The following is a 17,743-nucleotide window of genomic DNA, read 5'->3' on the forward strand; positions in this document are numbered from 1 at the left end:
TTTATTCTCCAATAATAAAGGTCAGTTCGGCCGTTGTTGCCTTCTTTCCGTCAACCCAAGCGATTCCCTTTCCGGAACCGACAGGGCCACGCAAACGATCCAAAGTCACTTCAAGGCGAACTTGGTCACCAGGGCGAACCATCTTACGGTAGCGAGCCTTCTTGATACCACCAAAGTAAGCGGTCTTACCCTTAAATTCTGGCATTGAGAGGAGGGCAACGGCACCAGCTTGTGCCAAGGCTTCAACAGTCAAAGCACCTGGGAAAGTTGGGTTACCTGGAAAGTGTCCTTGGAAGATTTCTTCGTTAATTGAAATGTTCTTGATGGCAACACATTTTTCACCAGGAACGAGTTCTTCAACCGTGTCCAACATGAGCATTGGGTAACGGTGTGGAAGGATTTCTTGAATTTCTTGTGCGTTCATTAAAGACATGTTTCTTCTCCTTTTATGCCTATGTATGCCAAGTAAACCTTTGAGAGTTTACTTAGCCTAAGGCCAACTATTCAAGTAAGACGGTTAGTCCGTCGTTACTCGGTAAAGTGGCTTGTCGTAATCAACGACTTCTTCGTTTTCAACTAAGATTTCAGCAATCGTACCTGAAACATCAGACTTAATTTCAGTCATCAACTTCATGGCTTCAATGATGGCAACCGTTTCGCCCTTTTCGACGTGGTCCCCAACGGCCTTGAAGTCTGGTTCTTCTGGCTTTGGCTTCAAGTAAACCGTACCAACCATTGGCGCCTTGATTTCCTTACCAGCTGCTGGTGCAGCAGGTGCAGGAGCAGCAGCTGCCTCAGATGCGGCGGCAGGACTAGCTTCGTTTGAAACAGGCGCACTGGCAGCTGCCGTAGGAGCCGCGACTGCAACTGGGGCAGCAGGTGCAACTTGTTCGTTCTTTGAAAGGTGGAGTGAAAAGTCACCATCTTGGATGGCAATATCGCGGAGCGATGACTTTTCAAGATCTGACATCAACTCACGAATTTCATTAACATTTAAATTCATTTGGAGTGTTCCCCTTAAAACTTCTTGAAGATGATAGCGGCGTTGTGGCCACCAAATCCATAGTTAGCTGACATAACGTATTTAGGCGCTTGGTCTTGGTTAGTCTTGTTAACCAAGTTCACCTTCTTTGTGTGCTCATCTGCTTCATCGAAGCCAACGTTTTCAGGTAAGATACCACGATCAATGGCACCAACTGATACAACAGCTTCAACGGCACCAGCAGCACCAAGCAAGTGACCAGTCATACCCTTTGTTGATGAAACAGGCACTGAGTTTTCACCGAAAACAGCAGCGATGGCTTCAGCTTCACCTGAATCGTTGGCACCAGTTGCAGTACCGTGGGCGTTGATGTAAGAGATGTCTTCTGGTTTGATGTTGGCATCTTCGATGGCTTCCTTGAAAGCACGGATAACGCCTTCACCATCAGGAGCTGGTGATGTCATGTGGTAAGCATCGGCAGTCGTACCATAACCAACAACTTCGGCCAAGATTTTGGCACCACGTGCTTCGGCGTGTTCCAGTGATTCAAGAACTAAGACACCAGAACCTTCACCAAGGACGAAGCCATGACGGTTCTTGTCGAATGGCTTTGAAGCTTCCTTAGGATCCTTTTCAGTTGACAATGCAGTCAAAGCGGCGAAACCAGCGATTCCGATTTCGTTCACAGCCGCTTCGGCTCCACCAGTCAAGACAACGTCTTCCTTACCAGATTGGATACGCCAGAAGGCTTCTCCAATGGCGTTTGTTGCAGAGGCACAGGCAGTAACGATTGTCATATTGCTTCCCTTAGCACCGAAACGCAATGACACGTTACCAGAAACCATGTTAGGGATTGCTTCAGGAACGAACAATGGTGACACACGTTGTGGCCCCTTGTCGTGCATCTTGATAATCTGTTCTTGCATGGTTGTCAAACCACCAATTCCGTTACCCAAGATAACACCGAAACGGTTAGGATTTTCGACCTTTGATTGCTCTTCAGAATCTTCGTCAGGCAAAAGTCCCGCTTGTTCCATTGCCTGAGTTGAGGCATCAATGGCGTACTGTGAGAACAAATCCAACTTACGGGCCGCACGCTTTCCAACGCGTGTCGTGGCATCGAAGCCATCCACTTGACCAGCAACTGCGATACCAGTTTCTGTTGGGTCAAACTTTGTAATTGGCTTAATCCCACTTTGACCAGCAAAGATGGCATCCAAGAAAGCCTTTGTATCATTTCCGTTAGGAGCAATTGCACCCATTCCAGTAACTACAACTCGTGTCATTATGTTTCCTTTCAACTTCTTGTTTAAAGAATTGTTAATTAGATGTAAAGTCCACCGTCAACCGTAATCGTTTGACCAGTGATGTAATCATTACCCGCTAAGAACAAGGCAACGTCAGCAACGTCATCCACTGTTCCAAAACGTGACAATGGAATCTCGTTCAAGATGGCTTCCTTCGCCTTGTCTGACAAAGCATCCGTCATGTCTGAAACAATCATTCCAGGCGCAATCGCGTTTACGCGAATGTTACGACGAGCACCTTCCTTGGCCAAGGACTTAGTCAAGCCAATCACACCAGCCTTTGAAGCGGCATAGTTGGCCTGACCCATGTTTCCCATCAAACCAACAACGGAAGCCATGTTGATGATGACACCGTGCTTTTGACGGATCATCTTCTTGAAGACTGGCTGTGTCACGTTGAAAGTTCCGGTCAAGTTCGTGTTTACAACAGCAGCAAAGTCTTCCAACTTCATCCCCATTGCCAACTGGTCCTTTGTAATACCAGCGTTGTTGACCAAAATGTCGATACCATCGAAGTCTTCTTCCTTGTACAAGGCCTTCAAGGCAGCTTCAGCAGCTTCCCCGTCGGCAATGTCAAATTGTAGAGTACGTGGTGTCTTTGAGAAAGAATTAATCACTTCTTCCTTCAAAGGGGAACGGCCGTGCAAGATAATGTTCGCGCCAGCCTTATCAAAGGCGTGGGCAACAGCTAAACCGATTCCACGTGAAGAACCAGTAACCAAGACAGTTTGATTAGTAAAATCCATTTTTATCCTTCTTCCTTGACTGCTGAAACGACTTTTTCAAAAGTCGTCCAATCCGTTACGGAATAACGAGTAATTTCTTTTGAAACAATCTTTCGGGCAAACTTTGAAAGAGTCACACCAGGGCCAATTTCAAGCAGCGCATCTACCTTGTTGTCCTTCACCATTTCGTCCAAACACTGGGCAAAATAGGTTGGTGAAACGATTTGCTTTGTCAGCGTGTCCTTCAAGCTGGCTACCGTAAAGACCTGCTTCGTTGTGTTCGAGTAAACCGGGTAAGTTGCTTGCGCAAACTTTTCATCAGCAAAACGCGTCGCCATCTTATCAGCCGCTTCTTTCAGAAGTGGTGTGTGGAAGGCACCGGAAACTGGCAAAGGAATCATCTTCTTGACACCAGCAGCTGTTAAAGCTTCCACAGCTTGATCAACATCGGCTTCTTTTCCGCCAATCACCAATTGAGCAAAAGTATTGAAGTTAGCAGGGTAAACGGCTAATCCTTCGTTTTGCAGTTTTTGAACAGTTTCAACAATCATTTCCTGGTTGTCGTCCAAAACCGCTACCATCTTGCCCGGGTTGGCATCCCCAACCGTCTGCATGTATTCGCCACGGTCCTTTACTAGGGCGATTGCCTGTTCAAAAGTCATCATACCGTTAGCAACTAATGCAGGATATTCGCCAAGGGAAAGTCCCAATCCGGCAACCACCGGACGAACGCCAGCTTCCACTAGGCAGGCAGCCAAAGCGGCATCGAAGGCCACGATGGCAGGTTGCGCCCACTTTGTTTGACCAATCTTGTCTTCATCATTGAAAACTTCCACCAGGTCATAACCCAAAATTTCTGAAGCCTGATCAATCTTACTTTTAAAGGTGGGTAAATTGTCGTAGAGGTCTTGCCCCATTCCGGCCTTTTGTGAACCTTGACCGTTAAATAGTAATCCGATGCGCATAGAAAATCCTTACCTTACTTCGTTGTGTTTGGAATACCCAAGATATCTGTCGCTTGTGCCCAAGTGTCAGCCAAAATGTCAGCGACTGCCTTCTCTTCATGAATCAAACCAGAGATTTGGCCGGCCATGAAGGCTCCGCCATCCTTGTCACCCTGTTGTACAGCTGCACGGAGAGTACCTGATTCAAGCTTTTCAACCGTTTCGTAATCTGGAGCAGGCTTTTGAGCTTCTTCGATTTCCTTCTTCACGTATTCCTTGGCCATCTTATTCTTCAAGACACGGGCACGTGAACCGGCAATGTTACCAGTAACGATGGTGTCGATATCACGGGCCTTAATAATCTTCTTCTTGAAGTTTTCATGCACTTCAGATTCTGGTGAAGCAAGGAAACGTGTTCCCATTTGGACACCTGAGGCGCCCAAGCAAAGGGCTGCAGCAACCCCGCGTCCATCAGCAATTCCACCAGCGGCGATAACAGGAATATCAACAGCGTCAACAACCTGTGGTACCAAGGCCATGGTTGTCATCTGACCAATGTGACCACCAGATTCCATACCTTCGGCGATAACGGCATCGACACCCTTACGCTGCATCATCTTAGCGAGTGAAACAGATGGAACAACGGGCATCACAACGATGCCAGCGGCGTGCAATTCGTCCAAGAATGGTGATGGATCACCTGCACCAGTGGCAACAACTTTAACACCTTCTTCGATGATGACATCGAACACTTCTCGGATGTGACGTGACATCAACATCACGTTGACACCAAATGGCTTATCAGTCAAAGCCTTGGCACGACGAACTTCCTTACGAACGTCGTCTCCGTGCCAGTAACCCGTTCCGATGAACCCAAGTCCACCAGCTTCTGAAATGGCTGCTGCCAATGCACCAGTTCCGGCCCAAGTCATTCCACCTTCAACGATGGGGTACTTCATGCCGAGCTTATCAAAAATTTCGTTTCCAACTTTTACAGTCATAATATGCCCTTACCCTTAAATTTAATATGTACACGGCGACGAGCGCCGCCTAATAAGAAGGATTACTTCTTGTCAGTTTGTTCCTTGATCTTGTTTACCAAGTCAGCAACAGTTGATACTTCTTCAGTATCTTCCAACTTAATGTCGAATTCGTCTTCCACTTGGTTCAAAACTTCGAACAAGTCCAATGAATCGGCATCGATATCATCAGTCATGTTAGTAGTCATTGTAACTTCTGAGTCTTCCAAATCGAATTGGTCAACCAAGATGTCCTTTACCTTGTCAAAAATCTCTTCTTGTGTCATGAGCACAGTCTCCTATAGGTTCGTATTGCAATACGTTAGATTTTTACGGTGCAGCCTCCTACACCGTAATTGAATAATAATGTTGTAAAAGTCTTACTTAAAGCTTCCAGATTTGAGCGCCAATTGCTAGGCCGCCACCGAAACCAACAAAGGCGACGGTCATACCCGGCTTAACTTGACCAGACTTGTAAAGTTCATCCAAGAGGATGGCAGTTGAGGCGGCAGAAGTGTTCCCGTATTCAACCATGTTGGTTGGGAACTTATCCATTGATTGGCCAAAGTTCTTGGCAATGGATTCAATGATTCGGTGGTTGGCTTGGTGGGCAAAGTAGAAGTCCACGTCATCTGCTGATAAATTTGCCTTTTTGAGAGCCTTATCCAAGGCCTTTGGCACTTCCCGTGTGGCAAATGAATAAACGCCTCGGCCATCTTGATGGAAGTAAGGATCCAATGGCGAAATTTCACCGGAAAAGGCGTTCTTATTGGCAAAGCGTCCAGTCAGAATGGCTTCACCACGGTCACCAAAGGTTTCTAACTCTTCGGCCAGAAGTCCTTGTTCTTCGTCACTCGCTTCGAGTAAGACACCACCGGCACCATCCCCGAAGAGAACAGAAACCGTTCGATCTTTCCAGTCAATCAACTTTGAAAGCACTTCAGCCCCAATAAACATTCCCTTCTGATAACGACCAGAAGAAAGGAAGGAAGAAGCGACGGACATTCCGTAAACAAATCCTGAACAGGCCGCGTTGATATCAAAAGCGAAGGCTTTTTCCGCCCCAATGTTTCCCTGCACGATGGCAGAAGTATGGGGTGAGAGAGCATCCGGTGACATGGTCGAAACAATAATGAAATCCAAGTCTGATGCATCCCAACCAGCTTCCTTTAGGAGCTTTTCAGCAACTGAAGTTGCTAAATCAGATGTATTTTCATCGGTCACAACGTGACGGTTATGAATCCCAGTACGTGGGTAAATCCAGTCGTCTGATGTTTCCATCAAATCGGCTAAGTCATCATTCGTAACAACTCGCTCAGGCACTTGCTTAGCGGTTGCCACAATCTTCATCTTTTCCATGTTCAATCCTTTTATGCTCACTCTTTCAGTAAGTCTTGAAGGTAGTTTTTCAAATTGCCCAGCGCTTTTTCGAGCACCTCGGCTGCGTCTTCACTAAAGCCAGTAAACATGGCCTTCGTCAATTGCATGTGGAAGGCTCGATGAGCACGGTACAAAATACGACCTTGATGGGTCAAACCAAGTTTGACAACCCGTCGGTCCGTTTTGGAACGGCGTCGTTCCACATAACCCTTTTGCACTAAGCGATCGATGGCCGTTGTCATCGCTGACGGTGACAAGTGCACCGCCTTAGCGAGTTGGGAAGCCGTCTTTTCTTCATACATTGAAATGGCATAAATCGTATGCACATCTCTTACTGTCAGCGCAGAAAAGGGGCCCTGCTTTAGTGCCCCCTCTTCAACCCAAGCAATGTTGGCAATCAAATCGACCAAAGTTTGGCTGGCCGTTTTAAAATCAATATTTGAAGCGGGTGCTAAATCAGTCTTTTTCATCAGGAGCCACCACAAACATCAGCTCCGCCTTAGTTGCGACTTTATCGTCAACCTTAGCCACAACTTCAACAGTTCCCATGTTTTCACGAACCTTGCCGAATGTAGCATGTAGCTTCAAAACATCACCAGGAACAACCATTTTCTTAAACTTCGCGTCGTTAATTCCAGTCATGTAAGCCGTCTTCCCCTTAAACTGTGGTGAAGACAAAATCAAAATAGAAGCAGCCTGTGCCAATGACTCAATAATCAATACACCAGGCATAACAGGGTTACCAGGGAAGTGTCCTTGGAAGAACTGTTCGTTAATCGTTACGTTCTTAACGGCAACGATTGATTCATCAGGCACCATTTCCTCGACGTAGTCCATGTAAATGATTGGGTAACGGTTCGGAATCAAATCCATGATTTCCGTAGTTGTTAACACTGGCATTAGCTGTTCCTTTCTTGGGGCAAAGTCGCCCGCTATAAAGAATTATTCAAGATAATGATAGTCTACCATAAATACTTCGATAGTCAAACTATCTCTCCATCGAAGCATTATCTAATAGAAAAAGAGCCGCTTGTGCCAAGGCATGAGCGGCTCTTTTAACATTAATCTGTTTAGTTTAGGTAAAGATTATTCATCTTCATGACGCTTCTTAGTGAAGACATAGCTAATACCCGCTACAGCTCCTGTGACAGCTGGCCAGACGGAACGGATAACCTTCTTACCGGTATTTGGTAAAGCAGATAGTATTTTCGATGCCTTATTTGTCGAAACAGGCTGCTGGTTAGCTGGAGTTGAGCCTGAAGTAGCACTACCAGCGTTATTTCCACTGTTGGCATTAGCACCATTAGTGCCATTACCACCATTGTTATTGCTTGGTTTTACGGCACTCTTCTGATAATGAACAGTTACCGTCTTATCAGTATCATTCAGGCCAACTTGTTCTTGCGCAACCGTCTTCTTGTCGGGGTTATCATAACCCGCAACAGCTGGTGAATCTTGGCTAGCCCAAACATTTCCGGTTGTTGTTCCCCATTGGCTAAAGCCAATCAACTGGTGGGTGACCATGTCCTCTTGGGCTGTTCGCTCAAAGTCAACGGTTTGAACAACGTCTGGGGCAATCTTTTGCCCTTCGCTATTCTCATAGCGAATCGTTCGAGTAATTTTCTTAGATAGCTCTGCACGATACTTTTTTGAAAGTCCTGCCGTCTGGGAAGTAACGTTATCTTTTTGATGGTGATAGGCGAGTGTCGCTGCGTCATCCGACGTTGTTCCTGTAACCGCCTGTTCACTGATAGAGTTCGTGGGGTTAACATAGCCATCGCTCGACTTATCGGGAGCAGTATAAGCAGCCCAGTCCTTATCGGCCGATGTGGCAGTCCAATCACCATAAACAATTTGATTCTTAACCAAATCAAAGTACTCGGCTTGGCGGTGCAAGTGTACCGTTTGCTTTGTCTGACCCAATGAATGGTTGTTATCATCAGCATCAACCAAGTTAATCGTACGAGTAACATCCTTGTCAGTCACAGCCTTATCAGCTGGTACAACAGCGCGACGTGCGTGCTGGTAGTAAACCGTTACCTGTTCATCCGCTTGGTCAGGTGTGATAAGTTGAGTGTTAGGAATTTGCTGTTCACCAACTGTTGGCTGATCTGGATCAGTAAATCCTTGAGAAGTAAGAACAGGAGAAACTTGAGCTGGAAAATCTGCGGAATAACCATCAGGGTTATACGATGCGTCGCAGTGGCTATACGCCCCCAACCGACTACCTTATTGGTAGTGTAATCATAGGTAGCCCAACGCACCAATGAAACAGGCTGTGTTGCTGAAGGGGCAATATCAGGGCCGTTTGGATTTTCCGCATCCTTATAGTGGATAACGCGGTTGTAGGTTTTCAAAAAGTCCGACAAAGGCACACCCGCTGGAATGTTTCCGGGATGAATCAGGCCCAGGTTGTCCTTAACCGGCGTAGTCGCAGCAGCGCTGTTATTAGTAGCATTACCAGTCGTGTCGCTGTTAGTTAACTCACTCTGCTTAGCGTGCATTTTCGTTATCATTGACCGGTAGGCAGTAGTACTTGGTGCGCTCGCTACTACCTTCGTTTCTTCTGCATCGGTTCCTTCAACCTTTGGCTGTTGGATTAATGAAACTCCGCCAGCAAAAGTAAAAGCAGCAACGGACAGTACGGCCCACTCCTTTTCAATCTTATGCAGATACTTTTTGTTCAGGTGTGTATATTTATGGGTTAGTTCCCAATCAATCTTTTTGATGTCTTTTAACATATTAAAGCCCTACCTTATACCTAAGTTGTACTCTCCTGTTCGCTTTATTTCAACGTTTAACTTTCATTCTAAGACCATATATTCAAATCGTTATCTTCTCGTAATACTGGGCGTAATATTATTAATAAAAAACTCCGAAAATGTAAAGAAGCGTAATTTTTTACACCCGCATTTTCGAAGCCTTATTTTCTAAATAAATTAACCTATATTATAAGAAGAAAACAATTAAAAAGCTGGCAAAATAAATCAAAAAAATCGTAATGGCAACTAGGCCTTGCTGCAGATTTAACAGCGCCAGATATTCTCGCAATCGTCCCCGCCAACGAACTCGAAAAGTTGTTTTAGCACCAATCACTTGGGTTGGAAGTCCAACTCGCCGGGCCAAAAAGGAAGCACGTAAAACATGGTAGTCTGAGGTGGCAATTAAAATGGTTTGACTTAAATCATGTAGTTTTTCCTTTGAAAATGTCAGGTTTTGAAAAGTATTGCGACTACGACTTTCCACTAATAACTGCCCTTTGGGATAATCAAAAGTCTTTTCCGCGTATTTTTTCATCGCCAAGCCTTCCGGCAGCTCTTCGTCAAATCCCTGTCCACCAGTAAAAATGATTGTTGCTCGACATCCTTGATCAACTGCTACCTGCATTGCTCGATTAATCCGTCCCGCCAAAATAGGTCCAACTTCATGGCCGTCTTTCAAGTAAGCACCAAGGACAATCATATCCTGAACCTGAGGAATTTTACGGTGACGGTAGTCGTAAACCTTCATCGCTAGCAAAGTCAGACACCAGCCTGCATCAAGTAGGAACAAATTCCCGAGGGAACCCGTCCAGAGTGCTTTTAGTATTTCGCTTTGAATTGCGAACACCGCGCCCAACCAGGCAACCCCTAATAGGCAAAGCAAAAAGATGGTCAAAATGAACATCATCGGACGCATCCGCAATCGCCACCAAATCCCCCAGGATAACCAAGCTAAGGAAAGAACTAGAACTGAAGTTAAAGATAGTAGAACAATAAGTAACATAACAATGCCTCAAATCAAAAGCTTTACCCACATTATAAACCAGCAGGAATGAAATCAATCGGAACCTTTTAAGATAACACTATGGCATTTTACTGCTATAATCATTCTCGTAAGTTTTCTTAAAACGAACGCATTTTACACTGCATCAAAATTTCTAAATGGAGATAACATCGTGCGTGATTTACAAAGCAAAATCATTTCAGAATTAAAGGTACAACCAGTCATTGACCCACAAGCTGAAATCCGTCGTTCAATCGACTTTTTAAAGCAGTACTTGCTCCACAGTCAGTACAAGGGACTGTTACTAGCCATCTCAGGCGGTCAAGATTCGACCTTAGCTGGAAAAATTGCGCAACTTGCTATCAACGAATTACGCGAGGAAAATCAAAACAATTACCAATTCATCGCCGTTCGCCAACCCTATGGTGAACAAAAAGATGAAGAAGATGCACAAGCTGCCCTCGATTTCATTCAACCTGACAGGACTATTACTACTGATATTCAAGCTAGTACCGATGCTATGGTTATCTCCCTCCGAAAGGCCGGGCTCAAGGTCGACGATCTCAGTCGGGGATCAATCAAGCCAAAGATACGGATGATTGCTCAGTATGCCGTAGCTCGCGAACATAACCTGGCTGTCATCGGAACCGACCATGCCGCTGAATCAGTGACCGGCTTTTTCACAAAATACGGCGATGGTGGAACGGATATTAATCCCCTCTGGCGACTCAATAAGCGACAGGGCCAAGCAATGCTCGTCGAACTAAAGGCACCCACTCACCTATATAAGAAAGTGCCAACCGCTGATTTAGAAGATGATCATCCACAACTACCAGATGAGGTCGCCCTCGGTCTTACTTACGATAGTATCGATGACTATCTCGAAGGAAAAGAAATCGATCGAAAAGATGCTCAGCGTATTGAAGAACTCTACCTTGCATCACAACACAAACGCCACGAACCAGTCACCATTTATGATACTTGGTTTTACTAAAATCATTCAAAAAAGGACATAACGATTGTTATGTCCTTTTGTTTCGCTTTAAAACTGGGAACAAAAAAAGAACCGCCAAAAGGCAGTTCTTCGAAAAAATTAATTTTTAATTTTAGCCGATGTGTGCGAAGTGCAACAAAGTACGAATCATGTTTGAAGTGAAACCGTATTCGTTGTCGTACCAAGCAGCAATCTTAACCAATTGTTGACCGTCACCTTCGATGATTTCAGTCTGTGTTGGGTCAAAGACAGTACCGTGAGTGTCGTTGATGATATCGTTTGATACCAATCCGTCACCGTTGTATCCGAATGAATCAGATTCGTACTTCTTCATAGCTGCGTTGATTTCTTCAACAGTAGCATCCTTCTTCAAAACAGCAGTCAATTCAGTGATTGAGCCATCAGGAACAGGAACACGGATAGCTGAACCAGTCAACTTACCATCCAATGAAGGAACAACCTTTCCGATTGCCTTAGCGGCACCAGATGAGTGTGGCAATGAGTTTGATGCAGCATCGCGGTTTGCTTGACGCTTTTCAAACTTTGGTGACTTTGGTCCATCTTGCAAGCTTTGTGAAGCTGTGTAAGCGTGGATAGTCAACATCAAACCAGTCTTAACACCGAATTCCTTTTCAAGTGCGTTGGCCATTGGAGCCAATGACTGAGTAGTACATGAACCAGCAGAAACAATCTTATCTGATGACTTCAAGATGTCTTGGTTAACACCATAGACAACAGTAGGAACGTCACCGGCTGGTGCAGAAATCAAAACCTTCTTAGCACCTGCGTCCAAGTGGGCTTGTGACTTTTCGGCTGAAGTATAGAAACCAGTAGTTTCCAATACGTAGTCAACGCCATCGTTTTCAACCCACTTCAAGTCAGCAGCGTTACGTTCTGCATAAACAGTGTAGTGCTTTCCGTTAACGATGATTCCAGTTTCGTCAGCTGAAACATCCGCGTTCAAAGTACCGTGAATTGAGTCATACTTAAACAAGTATGCCAACATTTCAGGGCTAGTCAAATCGTTGATGGCTGCAACTTCAACATCAGCAGCTGAGTCACCCAATTCCAAGATACGGCGGAATGCCAAACGACCAATACGACCGAATCCGTTAATACCAATCTTCACAGTCATGTGTGTAGACCTCCAAATAATTTTTTGACCTATGTCAACACCCATATTATAACACAATGGCTAGTTAGCAGTGCAAGTCGAATATATATTTCCTCACAAGCCTGACCATACCATTTACTATAATATATGGGTGTTTATTAAATTATCATGGTAAAATAAAAAGAATATTTAAATTTTCCTTTCTAAATAAGGAAACATAAGGGAGAGAGACTATGAAAACTTGGTCAAGTAAAAAAATTACGATCTTAGCAGCAATAATCGCCCTCAATGTGGCCCTATCCTATGTGGTTCACATTCCCGTTCCAGCAACCTCTGGCTTTGTAAACCTGGTTGAAGCCGGCATCTTTGTCGCCGCTTTAACCATGGGATCAGGTGCTGGTTTCTTGGTTGGGGCCTTCTCAGGTGGACTTCTTGATTTATTCGCGGGTTATCCACAGTGGTTAATCTTTTCATTCGTTATCCACGGACTAGAAGGTTACATCGCCGGCATGGCCATCGCCAAGTCTACTTGGGCGCAAGCAATCGCTCTTATCGTCGCTTCGATCGTGATGATCATCGGATACGTCTTTGCTGGCGCCATCCTATATAACTGGGCCGCTGGTTGGGCTTCTATCGTTGGAAACCTTGGTCAATGTGTCTTTGGGGCCGTTATTGCACTCATCATCTTACCTTTCTTAAAAGGACGCATCAGCATCAAGTAATTATAAGCAGACCCCTGGGTCTGCTTTTTATTTTTTAGAAAGTTTTTATTTTCTTAATATTCATGGGATAATGTAAAGAAGGAAACAAGGAGGAAATTCATGTCACAAACATTTGATTATGACGTTGTTTTCATCGGTGCCGGTCACGGTGCCTTTGATGGTGCACCTGCACTTACTGCTGCAGGCAAGACCGTTGCCTTTATCGAAGAAGATAAAGTAGGTGGAACTTGTCCAAACTGGGGTTGCAACGCCAAAATTATTTTGGAAGCGCCTGCTAAGGCTGTTCAAACAGCTAAGCAGTCAGACGGTGTCATCGCCGGTGATACGCACATTGACTGGCCAACAGCCATGAAGCGTAAGCAAGAAATTATCAATGGATTCGCTCCTGCCATTCAGGGTGCCATGGAGTCTGCCGGTGTTGACTTCATCTTCGGCCATGCATCATTTATTGATGCCCACACCCTTCAAGTTGGCGACCGTAAGGTAAATGCCGACAAAGTCGTTATCGCCACAGGTCAGCACTCACACCGCTTGGACCTACCCGGAAAAGAATTCCTACACGATTCAAAGGACTTCTTGAGCATCCCCGTTGTTCCAAAGAAGATGGTTATCATCGGCGCTGGTTTCATCGGATTGGAGGCTGCTTCCATCATGCGCGCTGCCGGTTCACAGGTAACGGTTATCATGCGCGACCAACAAGCACTGCCAGCCTTTAACCGTGACTACACGGAAGAATTGCTGAAGGCTTTGGCTAAACAAGGTGTTCTCTTCATCAAGAACACAACGGTTGAAAAGATTGAACAAAATGGTTCATCTTACTCAATCTCAACCAACACCGGTTCATTCCCTGCCGACTACATTCTTGATGCAACCGGTCGTATTCCTAATACCGATGGTCTTAACTTGGCCGAACTCGGCATCAAATACGATCACAAGGGAATTGAAGTCAACGAATTCCTTCAAACCGCCGTTTCAAACATCTACGCTTCTGGTGACGTCATCAAGAAGTCCCAACCAAAGTTAACGCCAACGGCAACCTTTGAATCACAGTACATTGTTTCCCACATTCTAGGTGAAGATAAAGAAGCCATCAACTACCCAGCCATCGGTGAAAACCTTTTCACAACGCCACGCTTGGCACAGGCCGGTGTGACGGTTGATGAAGCCAAGGCCCATCCTGATCAGTTCGACATTATTGAACAGGACGTCATGGATGACTGGTACCGTCTGGTTGACTTTGAAAAGGCCGGTAAACGCTCTTTGATTTACAACAAGAATAAGCAATTAGTCGGTGTGATTGAATTGTCAGACAAGGCCGAAAACGTGGTCAACGCCCTTCTTCCAGCCATCGAATTCGGTTACACACCCGCTCAAATCAAGCGTTTAGTAACGATTTTCCCATCAATCGGATACTCAGCCTTGGATAACTTGCAGTAAGCAGGTCACTTTTCAACAAAGCAATGTAAAAAAGCACCTCATTTCATTACGAAACGAGGCGCTTTTTTATTTATACTTTTTATTCAATGCCTGAACCAGCTTCAATTGAATCTGGCAAGATTGTCACGGTCACAATACCGTTCTTTTCTGCAGACAAAACCATTCCTTCGGAAAGTTCGCCGGCCATCTTACGTGGCTTCATGTTCGCCACGATGGCAACCGTCTTACCAACCAAAACTTCTGGTTCTGGGTACCACTGACGGATTCCAGAAAGAATCTGACGTGGCTTGTCAGAACCATCATCCAAAGTAAACTTAATCAACTTCTTTGACTTTGGCAAAAGTTCAGCAGCCGTAATCTTAGCGGCTAAGATTTCCACCTTATCAAAGTCATCGTATTCGATGGCAGGCTTGTGTTCAACCGCTGCAGCTTCCTTCTCTTGTTCAGCTTGCTTAGCGGCTTCCTTAACGGCACGGCCCTTACCCTTGGTATCCTTAGATACCAAACCAGCAATGAAGGCCACTTCCTGTTCAACATCCAAACGTGGGAAGATTGGCTGTCCCTTCTTCACGACAGTGGCACCGGCAGGAAGGTCAGCCATAGCCAAGTCTTCCAAGCTCACGCCCTCTGCTGGCAAAGTCAAACCTAACTGCTCGAAGATTTCCTTTGGAGCATCAACCATGACTGGTTGCAAGGTTGCGGCAATGACACGGAGAGCAGCAGCCAAGTGGGCCATGACAGCTGACAAAGTTTCCTTTGCAGCAGGATCTTCTGCAGCCGTCTTGGCCAAGACCCAAGGAGCCGTTTCGTCGATGTACTTGTTAGCACGGCGAACGATGGCCCAAACAGATTCAAGCGCATCGGCCGTGTGCACGGCAGTCATCTGTTCGTTAAAGGCTGCGACTTTTTCGGCAACCAATTCTTCAAAGTCAGAATCGAATTCTGTCTTATCTGAAACGAACTCAGGAATCACGCCACCTTCGTACTTGTTAATCATGGCAACCGTACGGTTTAACAAGTTTCCAAGGTCGTTTGCCAAGTCAAAGTTGACGCGGTCAACGAAGTCTTCGGGTGAGAAGACACCATCGTTTCCAAATGGCATCGCGCGGAGCAAGTAGTAACGAACCGCGTCCAAGCTGTAACGGCTAGTCAAATCTTCAGGGTAAATTACATTTCCCTTGGACTTGGACATCTTACCGTCCTTCATGACCAACCAACCGTGTCCGATGATTTCCTTTGGCAATTCCAATCCAAGGGCGTGGAGCATGATTGGCCAGTAGATAATGTGGAAACGAACGATTTCCTTACCCACCAACTGGACGTTAGCAGGCCAGAACTTCTTCAACAATTCATCGTTATCTGAACCGTATCCCAAGGCTGTAATATAGTTAGCCAAAGCATCAATCCAAACGTAAATAACGTGCTTTTCATCACCCGGAACCGGTACACCCCAGTCAAATGACGTACGGGTAACGGCCAAATCTTCCAATCCTGGTAAGATAAAGTTTTGAAGCATTTCGTTCATACGTGATTCAGGTTGAACGAATTCTGGGTGGTTCTTGTAGTAGTCAACCAACCAGTCGGCGTACTTTGACATTTTGAAGAAGTAAGTTTCTTCTTGAATCTTTTCCACGTCGTGGCCAGATGGCGCCTTACCACCAATCATGTTGCCATCGGCATCTCGGTAAACTTCGGCCAATTGTGATTCGGTAAAGTACTCTTCATCAGAAACTGAATACCAGCCTTCATAAGTTCCCTTGTAGATGTCGCCTTGATCAAGCAACTTCTGGAAAATCTTTTGGACGGCCTTTTCGTGGTCGACGTCCGTCGTACGAATGAACTTGTCGTAAGAAATGTGCATCAAAGACCAGAGTTCCTTGATGTCCTTGGCCATCTTGTCCAAGTATTCCTTTTCGCTCGTTCCAGCGGCTGCGGCCTTCTTCTGAATCTTTTCACCGTGTTCATCGGTTCCAGTTAAGAAGAAAACATCGTCACCGAGCAAACGGTGGTAACGAGCTGCGGCATCGGCCAAAACAGTCGTGTAAGTGTTACCCAATTGGAGCTTTCCTGATGGATAGTAAATTGGGGTTGTAATATAGAAGGTATTTTTTTCTGACATATGAGTCCCTTTCCTGGCTAATGGAGCCTGTTCTGCTCACTATTATAGCAAAGTCGCCCCATCCAGGCCAAGTAAAGCGGGTTAATCAATATTCAAAGTTCTAATAAACCATTTTTGAGCATTTATTCACTAATTGCTTTATAATGGCCTTTAATTGAATTATCTTATAAAACCAATTCCCTCCAACTTTATCTAATATTTACTAAACTGTATTGACAAAAAAAACGCCCCCCGGTACACTTAGTGCATATCACAAAAGGAGACAACCTATGAACGCGAACATTCGAAACAACCAACAACTTACGACGACTCTTATGGTTTGCTGTTGCGCACCTCTTTTTTAGGGTGGCGTTTATAGGCTAAAAACCACCCACTAGCAGAGGATAATCTGCTGAATGGGTGGTTTTTATTTTGCAAAAATTTAGGAGTATACAAATGAATAAGAAAATGGCAATTATCCTCGCAGGTCTCATCGTTATCATTGGCGGTATCTTTGGTATCGTGAAAATGACCTCGTCGAACTCAGAATCAACAACCATCAAGTCCGGCACCTTCACCGTTGGACTGGAGGGGACTTACGCGCCCTTCTCCTACCACGACGATAAAGGGAAGCTAACCGGATTCGAAGTTGAAATCGCCGAAGCGCTGGCTAAGAAAATGGACATGAAGGTCAACTTTGTTCAGTCTAAGTGGGACTCATTAATCGCTGGCCTCAACTCCAAGCGCTACGATGCCGTCATTAACAACATCGGCATCACAGACGAGCGTAAGAAGAACTACCGCATGTCAACAGCCTACCTGTATCCACGCGCGGCGTTGATCAAGCGTACTGGTGATACTTCCCTGAACAACCTGTCCGACATCAAGGGAAATACGATGGCTCAATCCGTTACTTCCAACTATGGTAAGAAGGCCAAAGCCGAAGGAGCCAACATCAAGGCCGTTGCCGGTATCATCGAGGCCATGAACTTAGTCACAACAAACCGTGCCGATGGTTCACTAAACGACATGGGGGCCTTTGAAAACTGGAAGCAGTCCAACCCCAACGCCGATGTGGAAGCCGTCGATATTTCAAAAGAAATGGGCTCAACGCCTGACGGTGTCTTGATGAACAAGGACAGCAAGAAGTTGCAGTCCAAGGTCAACAAGGCCATGCAGGAGCTTCGCGACGACGGGACTTTGACAAAGCTTTCAAAGAAATACTTTAACAAGGACCTAACCAAGGAATAAGCAAG

The 17,743-nt window shown here is 45.4% G+C and carries 19 protein-coding genes; 4 read left to right on the forward strand and 15 right to left on the reverse strand.

What is annotated here, in order from left to right; genetic code table 11:
• Window position 1: 1 nt before the first annotated feature.
• From fabZ (H7198_RS00135) to H7198_RS00195, 13 genes are all read right to left on the reverse strand, one after another.
• The gene (gene fabZ, locus H7198_RS00135; RefSeq protein WP_091502749.1) at window positions 2-433 is read right to left on the reverse strand and encodes a 3-hydroxyacyl-ACP dehydratase FabZ; all 432 of its coding nucleotides are present in this window, start codon (window positions 431-433) and stop codon (window positions 2-4) included.
• 84 nt (window positions 434-517) lie between these two features.
• Window positions 518-1,003, reverse strand: coding sequence for an acetyl-CoA carboxylase biotin carboxyl carrier protein (accB, locus tag H7198_RS00140; RefSeq protein ID WP_274457618.1), 486 nt, complete (start codon window positions 1,001-1,003; stop codon window positions 518-520).
• Between the two features lie 14 nt (window positions 1,004-1,017).
• Window positions 1,018-2,268 (reverse strand): beta-ketoacyl-ACP synthase II, encoded by a 1,251-nt coding sequence (gene fabF / locus H7198_RS00145; protein ID WP_274457621.1) that lies wholly within the window; start codon window positions 2,266-2,268, stop codon window positions 1,018-1,020.
• A gap of 38 nt (window positions 2,269-2,306) precedes the next feature.
• The gene (gene fabG, locus H7198_RS00150; protein ID WP_091502752.1) at window positions 2,307-3,035 is read right to left on the reverse strand and encodes a 3-oxoacyl-ACP reductase FabG; all 729 of its coding nucleotides are present in this window, start codon (window positions 3,033-3,035) and stop codon (window positions 2,307-2,309) included.
• Between the two features lie 2 nt (window positions 3,036-3,037).
• Complete coding sequence (locus H7198_RS00155; protein ID WP_274457625.1) at window positions 3,038-3,979, reverse strand: ACP S-malonyltransferase; 942 nt, start codon at window positions 3,977-3,979, stop codon at window positions 3,038-3,040.
• 14 nt (window positions 3,980-3,993) lie between these two features.
• Window positions 3,994-4,959: a DUF561 domain-containing protein gene (locus H7198_RS00160; RefSeq protein ID WP_274457627.1), complete on the reverse strand. Its 966-nt coding sequence runs from the start codon at window positions 4,957-4,959 to the stop codon at window positions 3,994-3,996.
• A gap of 62 nt (window positions 4,960-5,021) precedes the next feature.
• Window positions 5,022-5,264, reverse strand: coding sequence for an acyl carrier protein (locus H7198_RS00165; RefSeq protein ID WP_091502755.1), 243 nt, complete (start codon window positions 5,262-5,264; stop codon window positions 5,022-5,024).
• Window positions 5,265-5,361: 97 nt separating this feature from the next.
• Window positions 5,362-6,336: a beta-ketoacyl-ACP synthase III gene (locus H7198_RS00170; RefSeq protein WP_274457630.1), complete on the reverse strand. Its 975-nt coding sequence runs from the start codon at window positions 6,334-6,336 to the stop codon at window positions 5,362-5,364.
• 17 nt (window positions 6,337-6,353) lie between these two features.
• On the reverse strand, window positions 6,354-6,827 hold the full coding sequence (locus H7198_RS00175; RefSeq protein ID WP_091502757.1) for a MarR family winged helix-turn-helix transcriptional regulator: 474 nt from the start codon (window positions 6,825-6,827) through the stop codon (window positions 6,354-6,356).
• Window positions 6,814-7,257 (reverse strand): 3-hydroxyacyl-ACP dehydratase FabZ, encoded by a 444-nt coding sequence (fabZ, locus tag H7198_RS00180; RefSeq protein WP_091502758.1) that lies wholly within the window; start codon window positions 7,255-7,257, stop codon window positions 6,814-6,816. The genes H7198_RS00175 and fabZ (H7198_RS00180) overlap by 14 nt, the downstream gene beginning before the upstream one ends.
• 186 nt (window positions 7,258-7,443) lie before the next feature.
• Window positions 7,444-8,343 (reverse strand): mucin-binding protein, encoded by a 900-nt coding sequence (locus H7198_RS00185; RefSeq protein ID WP_274457906.1) that lies wholly within the window; start codon window positions 8,341-8,343, stop codon window positions 7,444-7,446.
• A 50-nt stretch (window positions 8,344-8,393) separates the two neighbouring features.
• The gene (locus H7198_RS06945; protein ID WP_274457634.1) at window positions 8,394-9,098 is read right to left on the reverse strand and encodes a mucin-binding protein; all 705 of its coding nucleotides are present in this window, start codon (window positions 9,096-9,098) and stop codon (window positions 8,394-8,396) included.
• A gap of 208 nt (window positions 9,099-9,306) precedes the next feature.
• Entirely contained in the window at window positions 9,307-10,035 is a 729-nt protein-coding gene (locus tag H7198_RS00195; protein WP_274457636.1) for a YdcF family protein, read from the reverse strand.
• A 259-nt stretch (window positions 10,036-10,294) separates the two neighbouring features.
• Here H7198_RS00195 and nadE point away from each other — a divergent pair, with 259 nt between their 5' ends.
• Window positions 10,295-11,116: an ammonia-dependent NAD(+) synthetase gene (gene nadE, locus H7198_RS00200; protein WP_274457639.1), complete on the forward strand. Its 822-nt coding sequence runs from the start codon at window positions 10,295-10,297 to the stop codon at window positions 11,114-11,116.
• A gap of 112 nt (window positions 11,117-11,228) precedes the next feature.
• Here the strand turns inward: nadE and gap are convergent, their stop codons facing one another.
• Window positions 11,229-12,251, reverse strand: a complete 1,023-nt coding sequence (gene gap, locus H7198_RS00205; protein ID WP_274457641.1) for a type I glyceraldehyde-3-phosphate dehydrogenase — start codon at window positions 12,249-12,251, stop codon at window positions 11,229-11,231.
• Window positions 12,252-12,463: 212 nt separating this feature from the next.
• Between gap and H7198_RS00210 the strand changes: the two genes are divergently transcribed.
• Window positions 12,464-12,952, forward strand: coding sequence for an ECF transporter S component (locus H7198_RS00210; protein WP_274457643.1), 489 nt, complete (start codon window positions 12,464-12,466; stop codon window positions 12,950-12,952).
• 99 nt (window positions 12,953-13,051) lie between these two features.
• On the forward strand, window positions 13,052-14,389 hold the full coding sequence (locus H7198_RS00215; protein ID WP_274457646.1) for a dihydrolipoyl dehydrogenase family protein: 1,338 nt from the start codon (window positions 13,052-13,054) through the stop codon (window positions 14,387-14,389).
• Window positions 14,390-14,468: 79 nt separating this feature from the next.
• Here the strand turns inward: H7198_RS00215 and metG are convergent, their stop codons facing one another.
• Complete coding sequence (gene metG, locus H7198_RS00220) at window positions 14,469-16,508, reverse strand: methionine--tRNA ligase (RefSeq protein ID WP_274457648.1); 2,040 nt, start codon at window positions 16,506-16,508, stop codon at window positions 14,469-14,471.
• A gap of 435 nt (window positions 16,509-16,943) precedes the next feature.
• Here metG and H7198_RS00225 point away from each other — a divergent pair, with 435 nt between their 5' ends.
• On the forward strand, window positions 16,944-17,738 hold the full coding sequence (locus tag H7198_RS00225; RefSeq protein WP_274457650.1) for a transporter substrate-binding domain-containing protein: 795 nt from the start codon (window positions 16,944-16,946) through the stop codon (window positions 17,736-17,738).
• Window positions 17,739-17,743 lie beyond the last annotated feature (5 nt).

Source organism: Fructobacillus sp. CRL 2054, from assembly GCF_028764065.1.
Lineage (GTDB): Bacteria > Bacillota > Bacilli > Lactobacillales > Lactobacillaceae > Fructobacillus.